Here is a 22347-nt window from a genome sequence, read left to right as displayed (position 1 = left end):
CTTTCCCTCACAGCCAGGCCTATGCAACCGTGAGCTGTCCAGCATAAAGAATGAAAAAGCGCAGCAACAGTACGCCCGTCAGGCTGGCACCACATACCGCCAGCACACCGTGAAACGTCGAACCACGACTGGCCCAGGGTTTCAGTAGCATCGGAACGATCAGTCCCAGCCCCGCGACGCCGATCCAGAACCACCAGGTCCAGAAGCCTCCGCCCAGCGCCGCCGACAGCGCGCGCATTTTGCCGTCATCCCCCAGAGCCAGCCCCACAAAGAAGGCGGCCAGCAGGAAGATCTCCAGCCACACCACCGGGGTTTCCACGCGGTGAATAAAGTGCGCCTCGGTACTGTGCGGGTTACCGCGCTGGCGTAACGCCATCGCGATCAGCGCCACCGCCGCACCGGAAGAGATCCCGGAGAACAGGAACAATACCGGCAGGATCGGGTTATTCAGGAACGGATAGGATTTCAGTACCGAAAGCAGGAAACCGGTATAAGCCCCCAGCAGCACGGCCAGCACCAGCATCAGCGTTTCGAGTCCACGGTTGAACGGCGTTAACAGCGTCAGCCCCTTCTGCACCACCTCCAGACGGGGGAACCAACGCTGTTGCAGGGCAATGACCTCTTTTTGAAAGATGATGGCCAGCCACACAATCAGCACGACCATATACAACTGGAACAGCAGAACCCCCATCGACATCACCGACGTAAAGCTGTAGTGGAACATCAGCTTCCAGAAGGTCCAGGGACGCGTCAGGTGGAAGATCAGAATCAGCAGACCGAGAATAATCGCCCCTGGCCCCACCACCAGCGTGGTGCGCAGCAGTGTACTGTCCGCTCCGCCCGCCTCCGGATGGTAACGGCGCAGCAGGATCGACAGCGTCACCAGTCCGGCAGAGATACCGATCAGAAACAGATAGATGGCGATAGGCCAGTCCCACACCAGCGATTCAAAGTGGAAAGCAGATGCGTTTGTCATTGGCTCACCTCCCCATATTTAAAGGGAACGCGGTAGACCTTCGGTTTGGTACCCAGCGCCAGCTTGTAGCGATACGTGGTTTTCTGTCGCAGCAGCCGGGAAATATCGCTGTCAGGATCGTCCAGATTGCCAAACGTCAGCGCCTTCGTCGGGCACGACTCGACGCAGGCCGGCAATTTGCCCGCTTTCAGGTTGGTTTTGCGGCAGAAATCGCATTTATCCGCCGTTTTCGTGACCGGATGGATAAAGCGCACGCGGTACGGACACGCGGCGATGCAGTACTGGCAGCCGACGCAGAGATCCGGGTTCACGTCCACGATGCCATTCGCGGCATCGCGATACGATGCCCCGGTCGGGCAGACGTCAACACACGGCGCATGATCGCAGTGCTGGCACGAATGACGGAAGAAGCGGTACTTCACATCCGGAAACGTGCCCAGCGGTTCGCTGCGAATGATGGTGAGTCGCGACACCCCTTCCGGTACGTTGTTGACTTCCCGACAGGCATCCATACAGGCGGTACAGCCGATGCATAATGATTCATCATGCACCATGCCGTATCGCACGCCATTAATATTCAACGTTTTCGCCACCACGCGTCCTGCAGTACCGCTGACGGCCACCAGCGCGCCGACGCCGGTGATGAACTGGCGACGAGAGCAACTCATGGATGCTCCTTAAGCAAAGGAACAGACGCCGGATTAAAGTTCGGATTGTTACGCTGATCGCTATGGCAATCGACGCAAATCTTAACCCGTCCTTTATCGCTTAACGTCTGCATCGTGTCTTGCTTCGGATGCAGTGAGTGACAACTGGCGCAGGCCACTTTAGTCACGTGGACATCGTGCGGCCAGAACGCTTTTTGCAACTGCTCAGGCAAGTGACAGGACAGACAAACGCTGTTCTGCTGCTCCACGTTGTACATCGGCTCGTTGAAGCGCATCACATCCTTCGCCCCTTCACGGTGCTGAGGCGATGGCTTGCCATGACAATTGGTACAGGTGACCGGCAGTTTGTTGTTCGGATTGGTCACGGATGCATGCTTACCATGCATCCCTTCGGTATCCGGCTTGTGACAGTCCAGACACGCGGCATCCGGGCTACGCTGTTGGGTGACCGTCCAGCGTTCAGACTCCTGCGGCGTTGGCGTGGCGGTTATCCCACTCAGGCTCCATAACAGACCTGACGCCAGCACCCCAGCAGTTAATAACGAACGGAATACGCTCATATTCACTCCGTTGCATAATGCCTGATGGCGCTACGCTTATCAGGCCTACAAGACTTCCGTAGGCCGGATAAAGCGCTGGCGCTGTCATCCGGCAAATTGAGGTTATTGGCTTAACAAACCGTTTTTACGCGCCTGTTCTTCCCATTGCGGAATCACCGTTTTGATAAAGTCCTGCTTATCGGCGTTAATCTGCTGCATGTTCAGACCAATGGCCGCCTGGGCTTTCTCTTTGGTGGAGATATCCGGTATCGCGATTTCATGGGTGATGCCTTTGGTTGCCAGCAGACGCGCCAGTTTCGTCCGGGCATCGGCGGCTTTGTCCATCGCGATGCCTAACATCCGCAGACCTTCTTCCGGAGCGTGCATATGGATACCGTGAGAAGCAATGGCCAGATCCCAGCGCCACTGCGCGTGACGGATATCGCTCAGAATCGGTTTCATTTCCGCTTCCGTTGCGCCCGCATCCCAGGCCGCTTTCGCTTCGAAGTGAGCACGCACCAGCTGATCTTCAACCTTGATTTTCAGCCCATTGATCGCCTTCTTACGCTCAGCAACAACATTTTGCAGGGCGGCTTTGTCCTGGGTATGGCAGTTCGCGCAGGTCTGTGGGAAGTTGTCGAACGGGTTGCCAATCTTATGATCGGTATAGAGTTTGCCATCGGCGTTCTGCACTTTCGGCATGTGACAGTCGATACAGGTCACATTGTTTTTGCCGTGAATGCCCACACTCCAGGTTTCATATTCCGGATGCTGCGCTTTCAGCATCGGGGTTTTTGACAGCGAGTTGGTCCAGTCAGCGAAGGTAATGGCGTCATAATATTTCTCCATGTCTTCGACCTTCATGCCGTCATCCCACGGGAACTTAACGGCTTTGTTTTTGCCGTCAAAGTGGTATTCCACATGACACTGCGCGCACACCATCGACTGTTGGTCGAAACGACCGGCTTTATCGAACGGCTTGCCGATGGTCTCCATCGCGCGTGCAGCGTACGGACGAGACAACGTCAGCTCAGGTTTGCCTTTCGCGAAGTCAGGTGACGCCGTGTTATGGCAATCGCCGCAGCCCAGGTTGTTAACGACTTCCGGACCGCCGCGCGCCCACATACCGTGGAAGTAGCCGTCTTCACCGTCTTTCTGGATAAGACGCGCCACGTCCGGGCTTTTGCAGCTCCAGCAGGCCATCGGTAATGGACCGTCTTCAGCCGTCTTTGGTGCGCCGGTACGTAACGTTTCGCGTACATCGGTCACCGCATAGGCGTGCCCACGCGGTTTGTTGTAATCACGGGAGAACGGATATCCCGCCCACAAGATCACCAGACGGGGATCTTCCGCTAATGCGTCTTCACGTTTTGATTGCTCTGAGGTGGCTTTCCATGAAAGGTATTGATCGGGGTGCTGAGGGGCGAAGACTTCATTCTTCGCTTCAACGGTAACAGTCTTTGCGGGTTCGGGCGTTTGCTCAGCATAAACCGCAGAAATGAAAAACAGCGGTACGACCAGGCTGAAGAAACGGCGTGCGCGTAGTGTAATCCTTGCCATAGAGGTCTCATCCAGATTGCGCCATTGTGTTCAATGACGGTTCTTTTTTTATTCTATCCATGACGATAACCACACACACCGCCATGACATTGCCCTAATCTAGATGTAACAAAAAACCACACACAAAATGTTGTCTTTAATCAATTGTAAGTGTATGTAAAATACCACTTTAGAGTTAGTCAGGCCGTTTTCTCTCTACTCCTTTCCCCTTTTTCGACCCCGATCGCCTTTCTGGAAAAATTAACATAACCCTCTGTAACGGAAAGATTTTGGCAACTTTTGTTGGTTTCCTTCAAAAAACGTATTGCCGCTAATTTGCACAATTCCCGTATTGCGTGATCTGTCGCGCAAAACCTAAACAAAACTGTCAAAGCCCCTACATTTAACGTTTGTGAGACATATTATTAACATCCTACAAGGAGAACAAAAGCCATGAGCCAAATTCACAAACACGCTATTCCCGCAAACATTGCGGATCGTTGCCTGATAAATCCGGAGCAGTACGAAGCGAAGTACCAACAATCTATTAACGAACCAGATACCTTCTGGGGCGAGCAGGGAAAGATTCTCGACTGGATCAAGCCGTACCAGAAAGTGAAGAACACCTCTTTCGCGCCGGGCAATGTGTCCATTAAATGGTACGAAGACGGTACGCTGAACCTGGCGGCAAACTGTCTCGACCGTCACCTGCAGGAAAATGGCGATCGTACCGCCATCCTCTGGGAAGGCGATGACGCCTCGCAGAGCAAACAGATTAGCTATCGCGAACTGCATCGCGATGTCTGCCGTTTCGCCAACACGCTGCAGGATCTGGGCATTAAAAAAGGCGATGTGGTTGCTATCTATATGCCGATGGTGCCAGAGGCCGCTGTCGCGATGCTGGCCTGCGCCCGCATTGGTGCCGTCCATTCGGTGATCTTCGGTGGCTTCTCACCAGAAGCCGTTGCCGGGCGCATCATTGATTCCAGTTCGAAGCTGGTGATCACCGCCGACGAAGGCGTACGTGCCGGTCGCAGCATTCCGCTGAAGAAAAATGTCGACGATGCGCTGAAAAACCCGAACGTAAAAACCATCGAACATGTGGTTGTCCTCAAGCGCACCGGCGGCAACATTGAGTGGCAGGAAGGTCGCGACCTGTGGTGGAGCGACCTGATTAATAAGGCCAGCGCCGAGCATCAGCCTGCGGAAATGAACGCCGAAGATCCGCTGTTCATCCTCTATACCTCTGGCTCCACCGGTAAACCGAAGGGCGTGCTGCACACCACCGGCGGCTATCTGGTGTATGCCGCAACCACCTTTAAGTATGTATTTGACTACCATCCGGGCGATATCTACTGGTGTACCGCCGACGTGGGTTGGGTCACCGGACACAGCTACCTGCTGTATGGCCCACTGGCCTGCGGCGCCACCACGCTGATGTTTGAAGGGGTGCCAAACTGGCCAACTCCGGCGCGTATGAGCCAGGTGGTGGATAAGCATAAAGTTAACATTCTCTATACCGCGCCGACGGCGATCCGCGCCCTGATGGCGGAAGGCGATAAGGCGATTGAGGGCACTGACCGCTCATCGCTGCGCATTCTGGGTTCGGTTGGCGAGCCCATCAACCCGGAAGCATGGGAGTGGTACTGGAAGAAGATCGGTAATGAAAAATGCCCGGTGGTGGATACCTGGTGGCAGACCGAAACCGGTGGCTTCATGATCACCCCGTTGCCCGGCGCGACCGAACTAAAAGCGGGTTCTGCCACGCGTCCGTTCTTCGGCGTGCAACCGGCGCTGGTGGATAACGAAGGCCATCCGCAAGAAGGGGCCACCGAAGGCAACCTGGTGATCACCGACTCCTGGCCGGGACAGGCGCGTACGCTGTTCGGCGATCACGAACGCTTTGAGCAAACCTACTTCTCAACCTTTAAAAACATGTACTTCAGCGGCGATGGCGCGCGTCGTGACGAAGACGGTTACTACTGGATCACCGGCCGCGTCGACGACGTGCTGAACGTCTCCGGTCACCGTCTTGGCACGGCGGAAATTGAATCCGCGCTGGTCGCACATCCGAAGATCGCCGAAGCGGCGGTGGTCGGCATCCCGCACAACATCAAGGGGCAGGCGATTTATGCCTATGTGACGCTGAATCACGGCGAAGAGCCGTCCCCTGAGCTGTACGCCGAAGTGCGCAACTGGGTACGTAAAGAGATTGGCCCGCTGGCGACGCCAGACGTGCTGCACTGGACCGACTCACTGCCGAAAACCCGCTCCGGCAAAATCATGCGCCGCATATTGCGCAAGATCGCGGCGGGCGATACCAGCAATCTGGGCGATACCTCGACCCTCGCCGATCCTGGCGTGGTAGAGAAACTGCTCGAAGAGAAGCAGGCCATCGCGATGCCATCATAACCACCACCGTGAAATGCCCGATGGCGCAAAAGCTTATCGGGCCTACAGGTTCAGCAACCCTTGTAGGCCCGATAAGGCTTTAGCCGCCATCCGGCAAAATAAACAATACCCCCTACCCTTTCTCTACATGAGAGAGGGAAATGATAAAACCTCCCCAAAGGATTTCGCGTTGCAGGACTACGACAGCAGTCAGGTCTTGCCTGCGGCGTGAAAGACGAAGGGAACCTCTGGAGACTCTGTGATGAATGACACCATTTATCAGCGGATAGAAGACAATGCGCGTTTCAGGGAGTTAGTTGAAAAAAGGCAACGGTTTGCCACGATACTGTCGATCATCATGCTGGTGGTCTATATCAGCTTTATTCTACTGATTGCCTTTGCGCCTGGCTGGCTGGGAACCCCGCTTCACGAGGGAACCAGCGTCACCCGGGGTATTCCGATTGGCGTGGGGGTGATTCTGATCTCCTTCGTTCTGACCGGCATCTATATCTGGCGGGCGAACGGCGAATTCGACCGTCTGAACAATGCAGTACTGCGCGAGGTTAACGCATCATGAAGAGAGTCCTGACGGCGCTTGCCGCCACACTACCCTTCGCGGCCAACGCGGCGGATGCCATTAGCGGTGCGGTACAACGCCAGCCGACCAACTGGCAGGCGATTGTCATGTTCCTGATTTTCGTCGTGTTTACACTGGGTATTACGTACTGGGCTTCCAAACGTGTACGTTCACGTAGCGACTACTATACGGCGGGCGGGAATATCACCGGCTTCCAGAACGGACTGGCGATTGCCGGCGATTATATGTCGGCAGCGTCGTTCCTCGGGATCTCCGCACTGGTGTTTACTTCCGGCTATGACGGGTTGATCTACTCGCTGGGCTTCCTCGTGGGCTGGCCGATCATTCTGTTTCTGATCGCCGAACGTTTGCGTAACCTCGGGCGCTATACCTTTGCCGATGTGGCCTCCTATCGCCTCAAGCAAGGCCCGATCCGTATTCTGTCGGCCTGTGGTTCGCTGGTGGTCGTTGCCCTTTATCTGATTGCCCAGATGGTCGGCGCGGGCAAACTGATTGAACTGCTGTTCGGTCTGAACTACCACATCGCGGTGGTGCTGGTCGGCGTGCTGATGATGATGTACGTGTTGTTCGGCGGCATGCTGGCAACCACGTGGGTGCAAATCATCAAAGCCGTGCTGCTGCTGTTCGGCGCCAGTTTTATGGCCTTTATGGTCATGAAGCACGTGGGCTTTAGCTTCAATAACCTGTTCACCGAAGCGATGGCGGTGCACCCGAAAGGTTCTGCGATTATGAGTCCGGGCGGGCTGGTGAAAGACCCGATCTCTGCGCTCTCACTGGGGCTCGGCCTGATGTTTGGTACGGCGGGTTTGCCACACATCCTGATGCGTTTCTTCACGGTCAGCGATGCCCGCGAAGCGCGTAAGAGCGTGTTCTATGCCACCGGCTTTATGGGTTACTTCTACATCCTGACCTTCATCATCGGTTTTGGCGCCATTATGCTGGTCGGTGCGAATCCGGCGTATAAAGATGCGGCGGGCGCGCTGATTGGCGGGAACAACATGGCGGCGGTACACCTGGCGAATGCGGTGGGCGGCAACCTGTTCCTCGGCTTTATTTCAGCGGTGGCGTTCGCCACTATTCTGGCGGTCGTCGCCGGTCTGACGCTGGCGGGCGCCTCTGCGGTCTCTCACGATCTGTACGCGAACGTGTTCCGCAAAGGTGCGACCGAACGTGACGAGTTGCGGGTGTCGAAAATCACCGTGCTGGTGCTGGGCGTCATCGCCATTATTCTTGGCGTGCTGTTCGAGAATCAGAACATCGCTTTCATGGTAGGTCTGGCGTTTGCTATCGCCGCGAGCTGTAACTTCCCGATCATCCTGCTTTCCATGTACTGGTCGAAACTGACCACGCGTGGCGCAATGCTGGGCGGCTGGTTAGGCCTGTTGACTGCCGTGGTGTTGATGGTGCTTGGCCCTACCATTTGGGTACAAATCCTCGGCCACGAAAAGGCTATCTTCCCGTATGAATACCCGGCGCTGTTCTCCATTACCGTGGCATTCCTTGGGATCTGGTTCTTCTCTGCCACCGATAACTCGGCAGAAGGGAATCGCGAACGCGAGCAGTTCCGTGCTCAGTTCATCCGTTCCCAGACGGGCTTCGGGGTCGAGCAAGGCCGCGCCCACTAATCAACGTACTCATCCCCGGTCAATCTGGCCGGGGATCCTTTATCAGAACATCAGCTTCGCTACCAGCGGGGCAACCAGTACCATCACCACACCGGAAAGCATCATCACCAGGCTGGCGACCACGCCCTCCTGCTGGCCAAGCTCATACGAGCGCGCCGTCCCTGCCCCGTGCGAAGCCGCACCAAATCCCGCGCCTTTCGCCATCCCTTCACGAATCGACAGACGCAAAAACAGCGCATCGCCGACCGCCATGCCAAATACGCCGGTTACCACCACGAATAGCGCCACTAAATCTGGCTGCCCACCCAGCGGTTCAGCCGCCGCCAGGGCAAACGGCGTAGTCACCGAACGCACCGCCAGGCTGCGTTGAATGTCGTCCGACAGGGTAAATAAACGGGCCAGCCAGACTGAACTGGTCACCGCGACCACCGTTGCCGTTACCACGCCTGCGGTAAGCGACATCCAGTGACGTTTGATAATGGCAAAATTGTCGTAAACCGGCACCGCAAAGGCGATCGTTGCCGGACCAAGCAGCCACAGCAGCCAGTGTGATTCACCGATGTAGCTTTGCCAGGAGATATGACCAAATACCAGCATCAGCACCAGTAGCGCGGGCGTGAGTACCAGCGGCATCAGCGGCAGCTTACGAAAACGACGGTACAGGCGTTTATTGGCGAAATAGATAATCAACGTGATCGCCAGACAAAGCACGCTGAGCTGGAGATTAGTCACGGTTTACCCTGCTTATTTCATAACGATAGACTTTATCCACTACCCACGCCGTTGCACCAAGCACCATTAGCGTGCTGATCGCAATGACCGAAAAAATCCGCCAGCCGTCCACCAGTAGCAGATGGGCATAGTTCACTACCGCCACCACCGCCGGAACAAAGAACAACAGCATCTCCGCCAGCAGCCAGCGCGCCCCGGCGCGAACCCAGCGCAATGGAAGGATGCGACAAACAATCAGCGCCAGCATCAGCATCATCCCCACCAGATTGGCCGGTAGCGGCAGATGCAGCCAGGAAACCAGATATTGCGCAACGATAAACAAACCTGCATACAGCAGTACCTGAACCGGAACCTGGAGTCGTTGCATAACGGCAGGCGTAACGCGGCTTATCGCCACAGCCATGAGGGAACATCCTGCAAAATAATACGGAACGCCAGTATAGAGAGACCCCGTCGATGCCTGAAATGAATTAAAATCATTACAGGCATAGTCGGAAGGAATACTCATGGATATCAGAACGCTGCGTTATTTTGTTGAAGTGGTGCGCCAACAGAGCTTCACCCGCGCAGCGGAGAAGCTTTTCGTCACCCAACCGACCATTAGCAAAATGCTGAAAAACCTGGAAGATGAGCTGAGCTGTACGCTGCTGATCCGCGATGGTCGCAAACTGTTGCTCACCGACACCGGTCGCGTCGTGTTCGAACGCGGGCTGGCGATTCTGGCCGAGTTTCGCCAACTGGAAGCCGAACTGGGCGACATCAATCACCTCAATAAAGGGCTGCTGCGTCTCGGCATCCCGCCGATGGTTGGCATGCTGATGGCCGGACCGATCGGCTTGTTTCGCCAGCGCTACCCCGGCGTGGAGCTTAAGGTTTCTGAGTTTGGCGGCCTGACGGTGCAGCAGGCGGTGATGAACGGGGAACTGGATGTCGCGATGACCGCACTCCCCGTGGAGGAAGAGAGCGGTCTGGCGACATTACCGGTATTCAGCCATCCTCTTTGCGTACTGGTGCCGCGCTCCGGTCAGTGGACCACCTGCCTGTCCGTGTCGCCGGAAGCGCTGGCCGAGCATCCACTGCTGATCTACAACGAGGATTTCGCCCTGAGCCGCCAACTGATGCAACTGTTTAGTGAGCATGAGGTGAAACCGCGTATCGCAGTGCGCAGCGGTCAGTGGGACTTTCTTGCGGCAATGGTGCAGGCAGGCGTGGGGATCGCCATTTTGCCGGAGCCTATTTGCGAGCGGCTGGATAAGAATACGCTGCGCTGGATCCCGCTGGAAAGTGAGTTACGCTGGCAGCTAGGAATGATTTGGCGCGAAGGGGTGTATCTCTCACACAGCGCCAAAGCCTGGCTGTCCTGTTGTGAAGGGTTTTGGTTAACCTCGGCTGACCGATAAACATCGTACCGCCGGATGACGGCTAACGCCTTATCCGGCCTACAACATGCACGAACCGTAGGCCTGATAAGCGCAGCGCCATCAGGCAACACGACAAATATGTCCAGACAGACCAACGCCGGATGGCGGCTGGCACCTTATCCGGCCTGCAACATGCACGAACCGTAGGCCTGATAAGCGCAGCGCCATCAGGCAACACGACAAATATGTCCAGACAGACCAACGCCGGATGACGGCTGGCGCCTTATCCGGCCTACAACATGCACGAACCGTAGGCCTGATAGCGCAGCGCCATCAGGCAACACAACAAATATGTGCAGACAGACCCATGCCGGATGACGGCTGGCATCTTATCCGGCCTACAACATGCACAAACCGTAGGCCTGATAAGCGCAGCGCCATCAGACAACACGACGGTTTTACTGATTTTCGATCAGCAACGCTTCCAGCAGGTCGAGATCGTGCAGTAATTTTTGCAGGGTTTCATTGCTGATTTCGCGGGTGGCGCGCAGATGATACAACTCCGCCCGCTCTGATCGCAGCGCCGCGAGGCGGAAGCGGCGTTCCAGGTTCTCTTCCTGGAGCGAACTCTCGACATCGTTACGCCCGTCAGCACGACGACGCAGGTTACCGATGACGCGGGAGCTCACTTCGGTCAGGAGTTGATTATCGATATTCTCCTCGGTATCCGCCGCCAGACGCTCTTCCATTTTCTGGATAGCGACAATCGCCACTTCCGCCGTCGCCGCACGAGCAATCCGTTCCTCTTTCAACTGCTGAGAATGATCGGCCACTTCCAGATGTTGCAGCAGAATCGGCAGCATCACTACGCCGACAAACAGCGAGAACAGAATCACCCCAGCGGCGAGGAAGACCAGTTCGTAGCGCGCCGGGAAGACGTTGCCATCCGGCAGCAGCAGCGGGATAGACAGAACACCCGCCAGGGTGATGGCCCCGCGAACCCCCGCAAAGGAGGCAATCAGCAACTCACGCGTGGACCAGGAGCCAAACTCCATCGGCTTCTTGTGCAGAAAACGCACGCTGAATTTTTTCATCGTCCACAGCCAGCCGAAACGCACCAGCATCAGCGCCGCATAAATCAGCACGATGTCGGTAAACAGCATCCAGGTTTCAACGTTCGGGTCGGCTTCTGCCGCCACCAGAGAGGACTCCAGAATGCCCGGCAACTGCAGGCCCAACAGCAGGAACACCATGCCGTTAAAAACAAACTCCAGCATTGCCCAAGTGCTGTTGGCGCGCAGACGCATCGCCAGCGGCGCACGGCGCATCACGCCCGCACGGGTGATGGTCATCCCCGCCGCGACGGCGGCCAGGATGCCCGACACGCCGATATGTTCGGCAATCAAATAAGAAGCAAACGGCAGCAGGAACAGCAGGACGATCTGCGTGGCGGGTTCGTCACCGCCCCAGCGGCTGAGGAACCCGAGCGAGCGACCGTACAGCCAGCTCACCACAAACCCGGCCAGGATGCCGCCGATCGCGACTTTGAAGAATTCCACGGTCGCGCCGCCGATGGTAAAAATCATCGTCCCCATCGCCACGGCAACGGCAAATTTCAACGCGACCAGGCCGGAGGCGTCGTTCATCAGCGCCTCGCCCTGCAGGATGCCCATGATTTTCTTCGGTATACGGCCTTCGCCGACAATACCGGAAAGGGCCACCGCATCGGTGGGTGACAGCACGGCGGCCAGCGCAAAGGCGGGTATCAGCGGAATACCCGGCACCACCCAGTAAATCAGGAACCCTATCCCGACCACCGTGACGACGACCAGCGCCAGCGCGAGGCCAAATATCTCTCGCCCATGTTCAAGAAATTCTCGCGTTGGCGTCTTCCAGCCATCGGCAAACAGCAGCGGCGGGATAAACAGAACCAGAAACAGTTCGGGGTCAAACTCGACGTGCAGACCAAACGTGGGCCACGCCAACAGCGCGCCGATCGCAATCTGCATGAGGGGTAAGGGGAGCTGGAAGGGCAATACGCGCGTAAATACCCCGGACAGCGAGACCACAAGGGTCATGATGAGTATTGTGAAGAAGATTTCCATGCGTTCCCTGTTTGCGATGTTTCTTATGTGTTTGAGAGGCGTCGTGCCTTGATTTTACCTTTTTCAGAGTATCGCAAAAGACAACAAGTGTGTGCTGAAAATAAAAATGGGCGGCAAAAGCCACCCGTTTTCACAGTCCCTTTCGCAATCAGATGGCCCAGCCGCCGGCATAGAACGCCACCAGCGCCACGGCAATCACCACGGTGCCGATGTTCAGCTTGCGCCACTCACCCGAAACCACGCGGCCAATCACCAGCGTGGCAAAGCCAATCATAATACCGGTCACGATGTTACAGGTCAGTACGATGAATACAGCTGTCACCAGACCCGCCATTGCATCAACAAAGTCAGCAAAATCGATTTTCGCCACGTTGCTCAGCATCAGCAGACCGACGTACATCAGCGCAGGCGCCGTTGCATACACCGGAACGAGATAAGAGAGCGGAGAGAGGAACAGGATCAGCAGGAACAGTACGCCAACAGTGATGGCGGTCAGACCGGTTTTACCGCCCGCTGCCGTACCAGCCGCTGACTCGATATAGACCGCTGCCGGCGCCGCGCCCACCAGACCGGAGAACACGCTGCTCAGGGAGTCGGTGGTCAGCGCTTTACCGCCGTCGATGATCTGCCCGTCTTTATCCAACAGATTCGCCTGACCCGCCACGGCGCGGATGGTGCCAGTGGCATCAAACACGGCGGTCATCACCAGCGCCAGGACGCTTGGCAGTACAACCGGGTTCAGCGCACCCATGATATCCAGGCTGCCAATCAGCGATTTGCCATTTTCATCGCTCAGCGACGGCATGGCGAAAATGCCGGAGAATTTCACGGCCGGATCGAAAAGCAGGCCGACGATAGAAATGCCGATAATCGTCAGCAGAATACCCCCCGGCACTTTCAGTTTCTCCAGACCGATAATCACCGCCAGACCAACCAGCGACATAATCACCGGGAAGGTCGCGAAATGACCGAGGGCTACCGGCAGACCGTCCAGCGGGTTCTTGATGACCAGACCTACGCCGTTCGCCGCGATCAGCAGTAAAAACAGGCCGATACCGATGCCGGTGCCGTGCGCGATGCCCTGCGGTAAATTGCGCAGGATCCAGCTACGGATCCCGGTCGCGGAGATAATGGTAAACAGCACACCCATCAGGAATACCGCGCCCAACGCGACCGGAACGCTAATCTGCTGGCCCAGTACCAGGCTGAACGCCGTGAAAGCGGTCAACGAGATGGCGCAACCAATCGCCAGCGGCAGGTTTGCCCACAGCCCCATGACGATAGAACCCAAACCAGCCACCAGACAGGTCGCAACGAACACCGCTGCGGGCGGAAATCCGGCTTTGCCCAGCATGCCAGGCACGACGATAACGGAGTACACCATCGCCAGAAACGTTGTTAAACCTGCCACCACTTCCTGACGGACAGTGCTTCCACGTTGTGAAATTTTAAACCAGGCGTCAAGCGAACCGCCGGTACGCGCTGAAGGCGTAGACATAGAAAACATCCCCTGAGAGTTTATTATTCGTTCTTATGCGTGGTGGACAATCCACTGCCAGCGCAACGTCAACTCCCTGTGCTCTGATCGCGACAAAAGGGGTGTCGCAAAAAGCAAACGTTTAGCTCCGCGCATAAAAAAACGGGTAGTAAAAAAAAGCAAACGATTATCCAGCGATCATACGGGGATTTTCAACTGAACTTTGCCGCTTTTTACTCATTTCTTGCGCTAACGCTGAAGAAATCATCAACTGATGCGCAAACGTTATCGTCAATGCGCAATCCGGCAACATCATTTTCCCGGCCATATTGCAGATGCACAGCTGAAGACGGCTAAAAACCCGCCATCAGCCGCCGGGAATTTCAAAAGGTCCCCCCTGCTGGATGGCACGTTGCCAGGCGGGACGCATCTCCACACGTTTTTTCCACTCTCGGATATGGGGAAGATCGGCAATACCACCGCGCGCCAGCAGTGCAAACAGGGGGAAACTCATCTGAATATCCGCCATGCTGAGATGCTCCCCGGCAAACCATGGTCGCTCAGCAAGATGCGCGTCAATAAAGCGCGCATGGGTTTCCAGTTGCGGATTGAGATACGCTTTTTGCACGCCCTGCCCCAGCGCGCCGCCCAGCGTGCGCAAACCAAAGGGCATCGGCGGTTTACCCAGACTGACGAAGACCAGCTTCATTAACAGCAACGGCATCAGTGAACCCTCGGCGTAGTGCAACCAGAAGCGATACTGGCGCTTTGGCTCCGCTTCATTCGGTTTAAATCGCCCTTCGCTGTCGTAGGTGTCCTGCAAATAGTCGAGAATGGCTCCTGATTCCGCGAGGATTGCACCGTTATCTTCAACTACCGGGGATTTACCCAGCGGATGGATTTTCTTCAGGGCAGGCGGGGCGAGCATACTCTTTTCACGCTGATAGCGAACAATCTGGTAAGGCAGCGACAACTCCTCCAGCGCCCAGAGAATGCGCTGTGAGCGGGACTGGTTTAAATGATGCACCGTCAGCATGATGTTCTCCCGTTATTTCCTCTTACTCACTCTAGTAAATTATGGGAGATGACGAAAAAAATTCGCCTAAAAAAACGCCAGATTAGCTGGCGAACGGGATGATGCGGCTTACACTTACAGTATCAACACAAACCGGAACCTCCACCACGTGCTCGAATGAGGGGTGTTGACGTCGGGGGAAACCCTCCCGTGAACCAGCGGGATAGAGAGAAAGACAAAGACCGGAAAACAAACTAAAGCGCCCTTGCGGCGCTTTAGTTTTGTTCATCCTCCAGCAGGCGTGCGCCCGTGCCCTCTTCGCCCAACCGATCCCCTGGGTTACGCAACGGACAGTCTTTACGCGATAAACAGCCACAGCCGATACAGCCATCGAGTTCGTCACGCAGCGCCACCAGCGTATGAATGCGCCGGTCCAGCTCCTCGCGCCATTGCGAAGAGAGTTGCTTCCACTCTTTAGCGCTGAGGGTATGGCCCTCCGGCAGCACGCCCAACGCTTCGCTGATGGTCGCCAGCGGGATGCCGATCCGCTGGGCAATCTTGATAATCGCGACATAACGCAGCACATCACGCCGATATCTGCGCTGATTGCCGCTGTTGCGGATACTGCTGATCAGCCCTTTGCTTTCATAGAAATGCAGTGCGGAAACCGCCACGCCGCTGCGCTTTGCCACTTCGCCCGGCGTGAGCATCGCTTTTATACGGGGTAATTTCTTTTCCATAAATCGCTTTACCTCAAGTTAACTTGAGGAATTATACTCGCCCGCAGACAAAAGACGAATCGAACACTGAGAAGGAGGCAGCAATATGTCCCATCAGCAAATTATTCAAACCCTTATTGAATGGATTGATGAACATATCGACCAACCGCTGAATATTGATGTGGTCGCAAAAAAATCAGGTTATTCAAAGTGGTATTTACAGAGGATGTTCCGCACGGTGATGCGCCAGACGCTGGGTGACTATATCCGTCAGCGCCGACTTCTGTTAGCCGCCGTTGAACTGCGCAACACCGAAAGACCGATATTCGATATTGCGATGGATTTAGGCTATGTGTCGCAGCAGACGTTTTCCCGCGTGTTTCGCCGGGAATTTGATCGCACCCCCAGCGACTACCGTCACCGCCTGTAGTGTTACTGTCCGCGCTGCATCAGGAGTGCGGGCGGTTGTTGCAACCAGTGAATGAAGTCCTGCGGCGGCAGCGCCTTCGCGAAGTGCCACCCCTGACAGTACTGCACCCCGCGTTTAAGTAACCAGCTCACCTGATCCGCCGTCTCCACGCCTTCCGCGATGGTTTTAAGACGCAGGCTTTGCGCCATCTCAATGATATGTTCCGCAATCAGATGGCTGGTACTGTTAGTGGTCAGCGTATCGATAAAGGACTTGTCGATCTTAAGAATATCGACGTTGAGTGAATAGAGGTTGTGCAGGTTAGAGTAGCCGGTGCCGAAATCATCAATCGCCACTTCATAGCCCGCCTGGCGAAATGCCTGGATCACCGGCGTGGTTTTCGGCACATCGATAAATCCTCGTTCAGTCACTTCCACTTTAATTTGTTGTGCAAGCACGGCGTGTTCGCGCGCTTTATCCGCAATCATGGCAATCAGTCGCGAAGAGTGGAAATCCGACGCGGAAAGGTTGATAGAGATATACAACTGCGGGTTGGCAGCCAGAAATGTCCCCATATCGCTGAACACTTCTTCCACCACATAGTCGGTTATCTGCGCGATCATCCCCTCTTTTTCCGCCAGCGGGATGAACTCGGCCGGACTCATGACCTGACCCTTGCAGCCCGGCCAGCGCAGCAGCGCTTCCGCCCCCACGCATTTCTCATTTTTGATATCAATGATCGGCTGATAGTGCAGGCAGAGCTGGCGTTGCTTAAGCGCGCGCTGGAGCATACGACGCGGGGAGTAGTATTGCCGACGCGCCCGCGACCAGAACATTAACAACAGAATGCTACTGATGACCGCCAGCGGAAGGGTGATCAGCAACTGCTGATACAGGTTCTGATAAAACCGCTGCATCGAGGTCGACACAATCACGGCAATGGGCCGTTTATCCGAGTGGGCGATGGTATAAAAGTGACCGTCCTGCTGAAAGACAGATTGATGACGCTGGACCAGTGGCAACAGCTGTGCCACCCAGGCCTGTTCGCTGACGGAGAAAAAGGTATTGGTCACGGTGTCATATACCCCCCAGGCCATTTCGGGGTCTTCGGACATCACTTCACTATATGACAGCGGATTGATCACCGCGACATAGTTTCCGCGTTGCATATACGTCATTTTATAACCGGTAAAAAAAGGCGTATCGCGAAAGTAATAAATGGAGATATTAGGTTTTCGTTTATAGTCTGCCGTTGGCATAATATAGGGCTCTGACGGTGCCATTACCGTAGAGCATAAAAAACGATCGCCCTGTGCATAAATTAACTCGTTGATATACAGGCGCCCACGGATAATATTCAACATCCGTTGTTGATGCGCCGGTGTACACGCCTGCCCCTGGTACTGTTCAGCGGCATCACGCGCTAAATCAGCCTGTAAAACAACCAGTTCTGTTTTATCTAAAGCCAAATGGGCAAAGGTGCTCAGTTGCCTACTGGTTTGAGAGGTGGCTCGCAACTGGGCAAACCATAGCGCCAGCATCACGGGGAGCAAAACCACCATGATTATCCCGAGGAACCTCAGCATCTTGCGTCGCGCCCGATGATTCATTTAAGCCCTATATCCCTGCATTTTATGTGCCTTTATCATCAAGGCAGGATGCTAAATCACACAGGTGATTACGTTGCATGAATCTATCGATATTAGCAACAGACTTTTATTAGCAAAAGTCTGATATTGCAGGATGGTGATAATATTCGACCGTAAAGCAAACCTACAGTGACGATTAATTTTATTAAGGGTAATCCATTCTCCGAAAGGGGTAGTTTTTTATGAAAGTTTTGTCGGTTCATACACAAAATGAAATTAAGTTAAATTTCCCTGTATGCTTATTTAGGACAAAACAGAAAGGGTAGAATAAATACATCTTTTTACATCGCCTCCCTCCAGTTACGCCACGATCAAAACGTGTTCATTATCGCCCAATAACCCTTTTTAAAATGTGGTTAAAAAGCAAACAAAAAAGAGGCGTACAGGCTGGCGAACGAATGACTAAACGTGATATAGTTCACAAATATTCTGAAACAGAAACAACGTTTCATTCGGTATTGATGTGAATGCCCGTCGATAGCCAGGAGTGTGCCACGCTTCCCGTGAAAACGCCACGCTGTCCAGGGCACCTGCTACTCTCAGAGGAAATGTTTCATGGCTACCCTAACCACTGGCGTGGTTCTTCTCCGCTGGCAACTGCTGAGCGCTGTGCTCATGTTTTTAGCCAGCACGTTAAATATTCGTTTTCGTCGCTCAGATTACATTGGTCTGGCTGTGATCAGCAGTGGACTCGGGGTTGTCGCCGCCTGCTGGTTTGCGACGGGGTTACTCGGCATCACCCTGATGGATCTCTCCGCCATCTGGAACAACATTGAATCCGTGATGGTCGAAGTGATGAGTCAGACCCCGCCGGAATGGCCGATGGTCTTGACCTGATTTCACCTGAGCCTCCCTGACGGAGGCTTTTTTATTGTTTCCAGAAAATCCCGACCTATCTCTTGCGGACAAATTCGTCCCGTCTCGATTTCAGCAAGTCCGCGTCTATTATGCGTTCATCTGGCGCGGTCGGTCTACTCAACAGACCGCGGCTTAAAATATATTTTCTGCGCTGTGTTCGTTTCCCTATTGTCATTATTATTCAGGATTTAAAAGTTATGTAAGGAAGACTATTTTTATTATTCTCAACCCAGATATTTTACAAAGGCATAGGTTGAAATACCGCTAACAGCCGCTACAACAATTGCAAAAACAATCAATAAAATCAATTTCTTAGCATTATAAATTCCAAACATAAAACCTCCTTTCCTAAATTTACATTTCCATTTAACCCCATGACCCGCATGGAAAAATATCATCTTCATTCAAAGATAAAATAATAATTACAGAAACGCCATTGATTAATGTCAAATATCTGCAGGCATTATTCAAATAGTATGCCTGTGTTTCAAAATATTTAAATTTAATACTTCGAGGAATTTTACTTTGACCAGAATGCCGAACAGCAATCGTCTCCATTCTGCGCCATGCGCTGGAAAAAAGCCGTACCAGCTGACCGTTGATGAGGTTCTGAAAAATCAACAGAGCCAACCTTCCGGGCTGACTCATGATGAGGCCAGCGCACGTCTTGCCAGGGATGGTCTTAACGCACTGCCTGAAAAAGCCGGCAAACCCGCCTGGCTACGCTTTCTGGCCCATTTTCACGATGTCCTGATCTACGTCCTGATTGCCGCAGCGGCACTCACCGCCGTAATGGGGCACTGGGTGGATACTGCCGTCATCCTCGGCGTCGCAGTGATCAACGCCCTGATAGGTCACATTCAGGAAAACAACGCGGAAAAATCACTAAAAAGTATCCGCAACATGCTCTCCGCTTCTGCTGTGGTGGTACGAAACGGGCAACATGAGACGGTCGCGACCACCGATCTGGTCGTTGGCGATATCGTGGTGCTGCGCGCGGGCGACCGCATCCCCGCCGATCTTCGCGTCATGGAAGCCCATAACCTGCGGGTTGAAGAGGCCATCCTGACCGGCGAATCTACCGTTGTGGATAAAACGGCAGACGCGCTGGCAGGCGAGTTGCCGCTGGGCGATCGCAAAAACCTGCTGTTCTCTGGCACAACGATTAGCGCCGGTGCCGGGCTTGGCGTGGTGATCGCCACCGGGGAAGCGACGGAACTGGGCCATATCAACCAGATGATGACCGGGATCGAGAAGCACCGCACGCCGCTACTGGTGCAGATGGATAAGCTCGGCAAAGCGATTTTCTCCCTCATTCTCGCCATGATGGCCGGTCTGTTTATCTTCAGCCTGTTGCTACGCGATATGCCAATGAGCGAGCTGCTGCTTTCGTTAATCAGCCTTGCTGTCGCGGCCGTTCCGGAGGGTTTACCGGCGATTATCTCGATCATCCTGTCGCTGGGTGTGCAGACCATGGCCCGCAAACGCGCGATCATCCGCAAACTGCCTACCGTTGAAACGCTGGGGGCCATGTCGGTGATCTGTTCCGATAAGACTGGCACCCTGACCATGAACGAGATGACGGTCAAAGCCATCATCACGGCGGATAAAAATTACCGCGTGCAGGGCAACAGCTACGAGCCAACGGGCGAGATCCACGTCGAGGGAGATGACGCGCTGGCAGAGATTGCGCCAGGCAGCCTGCTTGAAAACTATCTGCGCACGATTGACCTGTGTAACGACAGCCAGCTGATTCGCGATGATCAGGGTCACTGGGGGATTACCGGCGGCCCCACGGAGGGGGCGCTGAAAGTGCTGGCCGCCAAAGCCATGCTACCTGCCGTCGAGTGCGAACTGCGCAGTAAAATTCCGTTCGATTCCCAGTACAAATACATGGCGACGCACTATCGCATCGGCAACGACGAGCGCGTGCTGGTGACCGGAGCGCCGGATGTGCTGTTTAAACTCTGCCAGTTGCAGCAAACCGCGAACGGTACGGAAGCCTTTACCCAGCCGCACTGGGAGGCCGAAATTGCCCGCTATGCCAAAGAAGGTCTGCGGATGGTGGCCGCCGCCTGGAAACCCGCGCGTGCCGATGCCAGTACGCTGACTCATGACTGTCTGAACGAGGGGCTCATTTTCCTCGGCATCGCCGGGATGATGGATCCGCCGCGCCCGGAAGCCATTGCGGCGATCGGCGCCTGCCAGCAGGCCGGGATCCGCGTCAAAATGATCACTGGCGATCACCCGCAAACCGCCATGAGCATCGGCGGCATGTTGGGTATCCATAACAGCGGCCACGCGGTGACGGGCTATGAGCTCGAGCAGATGGATGATGCTGAACTCGCCGAAGCGGCTGTCACCTACGATATCTTTGCCCGTACCAGCCCGGAACATAAATTGCGTCTGGTAAAAGCCCTGCAAGAGAAAGGCGAGATCGTCGGCATGACCGGCGATGGCGTGAACGATGCCCCGGCGCTGAAGCAGGCCGACGTGGGGATCGCGATGGGTATTAAAGGCACCGAAGTGACGAAAGAAGCCGCCGACATGGTGCTGACGGACGATAACTTCGCGACCATCGCCAGCGCGGTACAGGAAGGGCGACGCGTCTACGACAACCTGAAGAAAACCATTCTGTTTATCATGCCCACTAACCTGGCGCAGGGTCTGCTGATCGTCGTCGCGCTACTGGCTGGCAATTTGATCCCCCTGACCCCGGTACTGATCTTGTGGATGAACATGGCGACCTCTGCCACGCTGTCATTCGGTCTGGCGTTTGAAGCCGGTGAGCGCAACATCATGCGCCGCCCACCGCGTCAGAGTAACGAGAACGTGATGGATGGCTTTGCTATCTGGCGCGTCGGTTTTGTCGGCACGCTGATTGCCGCCTGTGCCTTTACGCTGGAAGCCTGGCTGCAGCCGCGCGGTCACAGCCCGGAATTCATCCGTACGGTCCTGTTGCAAACGCTGGTGACGGCGCAGTGGGTATACATGCTTAACTGCCGCGTCTCCGATGGCTTCTCTCTGGGTCGTGGACTGTTGATGAATAAAGGCATCTGGCTGGTCAGCGGTATTCTGTTGCTGCTGCAGTTGGCGATTATCTATGTGCCGTTCCTGCAAATGCTGTTTGGTACCGAAGCCCTGCCGCTGCGCTACTGGGGAATTACCTTTGCCATCGGCATCGCGCTATTCTTCATTGTTGAGATTGAGAAACCGCTCACCCGCAAATTCCGCCGGAAATAACCGGCGGTATCCGGCAATAAAAAGGCCTCCCACATATTGGGAGTAATGCCAGTCAGTTAAGCAACTGACTGGCCCTTTTTCGGGGCTGTGGGGTATTTCCAGGGCCTCTCCTTTACCACTCTCGGGAAGGCTCTTTCTCTTCTTGTCGGTAACTTTACCAGTTGCCCCATACTTTCAAGATCACGCATCAGTTCCGGGATTCGACCCGGTGAAGCACCCTGCAGCGTCATCAGCATCCTCATTACCATTCCGCATGATTCTGAGAAGCTCAGTTGATTCGGCCAGTATCCTTTCAGATGTCCCGCCATTTTAATCATCTGATATCTCACCAGATTATAAGCCAGTAAGACTCCCCATAACTCCTGCTCCACAAGCTCCGGCTTTTTACTTCGCAGTGTCAGCCTGCTCAGTTGCATCGTCTGCTTGATCTCCCGGTATCCCAG

18 protein-coding genes and 1 pseudogene are annotated in these 22347 nt (G+C 54.9%); 7 read left to right on the top strand and 12 right to left on the bottom strand.

Annotated features, from left to right (window positions below):
* Window positions 1-19: 19 nt before the first annotated feature.
* The 4 genes from nrfD to nrfA form a co-directional block, all read right to left on the bottom strand.
* Complete coding sequence (gene nrfD / locus OGY35_RS03210; RefSeq protein ID WP_152401469.1) at window positions 20-976, bottom strand: cytochrome c nitrite reductase subunit NrfD; 957 nt, start codon at window positions 974-976, stop codon at window positions 20-22.
* Window positions 973-1644, bottom strand: a complete 672-nt coding sequence (gene nrfC, locus OGY35_RS03205; protein WP_042999063.1) for a cytochrome c nitrite reductase Fe-S protein — start codon at window positions 1642-1644, stop codon at window positions 973-975. Before nrfC ends, nrfD begins: the two co-directional genes overlap by 4 nt.
* Entirely contained in the window at window positions 1641-2204 is a 564-nt protein-coding gene (gene nrfB, locus OGY35_RS03200) for a cytochrome c nitrite reductase pentaheme subunit (RefSeq protein ID WP_046493984.1), read from the bottom strand. The genes nrfC and nrfB overlap by 4 nt, the downstream gene beginning before the upstream one ends.
* Window positions 2205-2306: 102 nt before the next feature.
* Window positions 2307-3743: an ammonia-forming nitrite reductase cytochrome c552 subunit gene (gene nrfA / locus OGY35_RS03195; RefSeq protein ID WP_178826287.1), complete on the bottom strand. Its 1437-nt coding sequence runs from the start codon at window positions 3741-3743 to the stop codon at window positions 2307-2309.
* Window positions 3744-4175: 432 nt separating this feature from the next.
* Between nrfA and acs the strand changes: the two genes are divergently transcribed.
* From acs to actP, 3 genes are all read left to right on the top strand, one after another.
* A complete protein-coding gene (gene acs, locus OGY35_RS03190; protein ID WP_286631397.1) occupies window positions 4176-6134 on the top strand; it encodes an acetate--CoA ligase in 1959 nt (652 codons plus the stop codon).
* A 241-nt stretch (window positions 6135-6375) separates the two neighbouring features.
* Window positions 6376-6690 carry a DUF485 domain-containing protein gene (locus tag OGY35_RS03185; RefSeq protein WP_042321140.1) on the top strand — a complete coding sequence of 105 codons (315 nt, stop codon included), beginning with the start codon at window positions 6376-6378 and terminating at the stop codon, window positions 6688-6690.
* A complete protein-coding gene (actP, locus tag OGY35_RS03180) occupies window positions 6687-8336 on the top strand; it encodes a cation/acetate symporter ActP (RefSeq protein ID WP_286631396.1) in 1650 nt (549 codons plus the stop codon). The genes OGY35_RS03185 and actP overlap by 4 nt, the downstream gene beginning before the upstream one ends.
* A 42-nt stretch (window positions 8337-8378) precedes the next feature.
* Here the strand turns inward: actP and OGY35_RS03175 are convergent, their stop codons facing one another.
* Window positions 8379-9068 (bottom strand): LrgB family protein, encoded by a 690-nt coding sequence (locus OGY35_RS03175; RefSeq protein ID WP_286631395.1) that lies wholly within the window; start codon window positions 9066-9068, stop codon window positions 8379-8381.
* Complete coding sequence (locus OGY35_RS03170) at window positions 9061-9471, bottom strand: CidA/LrgA family protein (protein ID WP_178823771.1); 411 nt, start codon at window positions 9469-9471, stop codon at window positions 9061-9063. The genes OGY35_RS03175 and OGY35_RS03170 overlap by 8 nt, the downstream gene beginning before the upstream one ends.
* 103 nt (window positions 9472-9574) lie before the next feature.
* Here OGY35_RS03170 and OGY35_RS03165 point away from each other — a divergent pair, with 103 nt between their 5' ends.
* Window positions 9575-10468, top strand: a complete 894-nt coding sequence (locus OGY35_RS03165) for a LysR family transcriptional regulator (protein ID WP_286631394.1) — start codon at window positions 9575-9577, stop codon at window positions 10466-10468.
* 419 nt (window positions 10469-10887) lie between these two features.
* Here OGY35_RS03165 and OGY35_RS03160 read toward each other — a convergent pair whose 3' ends face one another.
* From OGY35_RS03160 to soxR, 4 genes are all read right to left on the bottom strand, one after another.
* Window positions 10888-12534, bottom strand: coding sequence for a Na+/H+ antiporter (locus OGY35_RS03160; protein ID WP_152401454.1), 1647 nt, complete (start codon window positions 12532-12534; stop codon window positions 10888-10890).
* Window positions 12535-12682: 148 nt separating this feature from the next.
* Complete coding sequence (ghxP, locus tag OGY35_RS03155; protein ID WP_152401452.1) at window positions 12683-14032, bottom strand: guanine/hypoxanthine transporter GhxP; 1350 nt, start codon at window positions 14030-14032, stop codon at window positions 12683-12685.
* 346 nt (window positions 14033-14378) lie between these two features.
* A complete protein-coding gene (locus OGY35_RS03150) occupies window positions 14379-15047 on the bottom strand; it encodes a glutathione S-transferase family protein (protein ID WP_152401450.1) in 669 nt (222 codons plus the stop codon).
* A gap of 254 nt (window positions 15048-15301) precedes the next feature.
* On the bottom strand, window positions 15302-15766 hold the full coding sequence (gene soxR / locus OGY35_RS03145) for a redox-sensitive transcriptional activator SoxR (RefSeq protein ID WP_042321119.1): 465 nt from the start codon (window positions 15764-15766) through the stop codon (window positions 15302-15304).
* Between the two features lie 85 nt (window positions 15767-15851).
* On the opposite strand from soxR, the gene soxS reads away from it, so the two are divergent.
* On the top strand, window positions 15852-16175 hold the full coding sequence (gene soxS, locus OGY35_RS03140; protein ID WP_042321117.1) for a superoxide response transcriptional regulator SoxS: 324 nt from the start codon (window positions 15852-15854) through the stop codon (window positions 16173-16175).
* A 2-nt stretch (window positions 16176-16177) separates the two neighbouring features.
* Here the strand turns inward: soxS and pdeC are convergent, their stop codons facing one another.
* Window positions 16178-17764 (bottom strand): cyclic di-3',5'-guanosine monophosphate phosphodiesterase PdeC, encoded by a 1587-nt coding sequence (gene pdeC, locus OGY35_RS03135; protein WP_152401448.1) that lies wholly within the window; start codon window positions 17762-17764, stop codon window positions 16178-16180.
* Between the two features lie 594 nt (window positions 17765-18358).
* On the opposite strand from pdeC, the gene OGY35_RS03130 reads away from it, so the two are divergent.
* Together OGY35_RS03130 and OGY35_RS03125 are read left to right on the top strand one after the other, a co-directional pair.
* Window positions 18359-18640, top strand: coding sequence for a YjcB family protein (locus OGY35_RS03130; RefSeq protein WP_042999048.1), 282 nt, complete (start codon window positions 18359-18361; stop codon window positions 18638-18640).
* A 555-nt stretch (window positions 18641-19195) separates the two neighbouring features.
* Entirely contained in the window at window positions 19196-21904 is a 2709-nt protein-coding gene (locus OGY35_RS03125; protein WP_286631454.1) for a cation-transporting P-type ATPase, read from the top strand.
* A 56-nt stretch (window positions 21905-21960) separates the two neighbouring features.
* Here OGY35_RS03125 and OGY35_RS03120 read toward each other — a convergent pair.
* Window positions 21961-22347 (bottom strand): annotated as a pseudogene (locus OGY35_RS03120) (IS4 family transposase); the annotation flags it as partial.

Origin of the sequence: Citrobacter sp. Ct235 (assembly GCF_030332305.1) — a bacterium.
GTDB classification, from domain to species: domain Bacteria; phylum Pseudomonadota; class Gammaproteobacteria; order Enterobacterales; family Enterobacteriaceae; genus Citrobacter_A; species Citrobacter_A telavivensis.
This window is presented reverse-complemented; position numbering and strand designations above follow the sequence as displayed.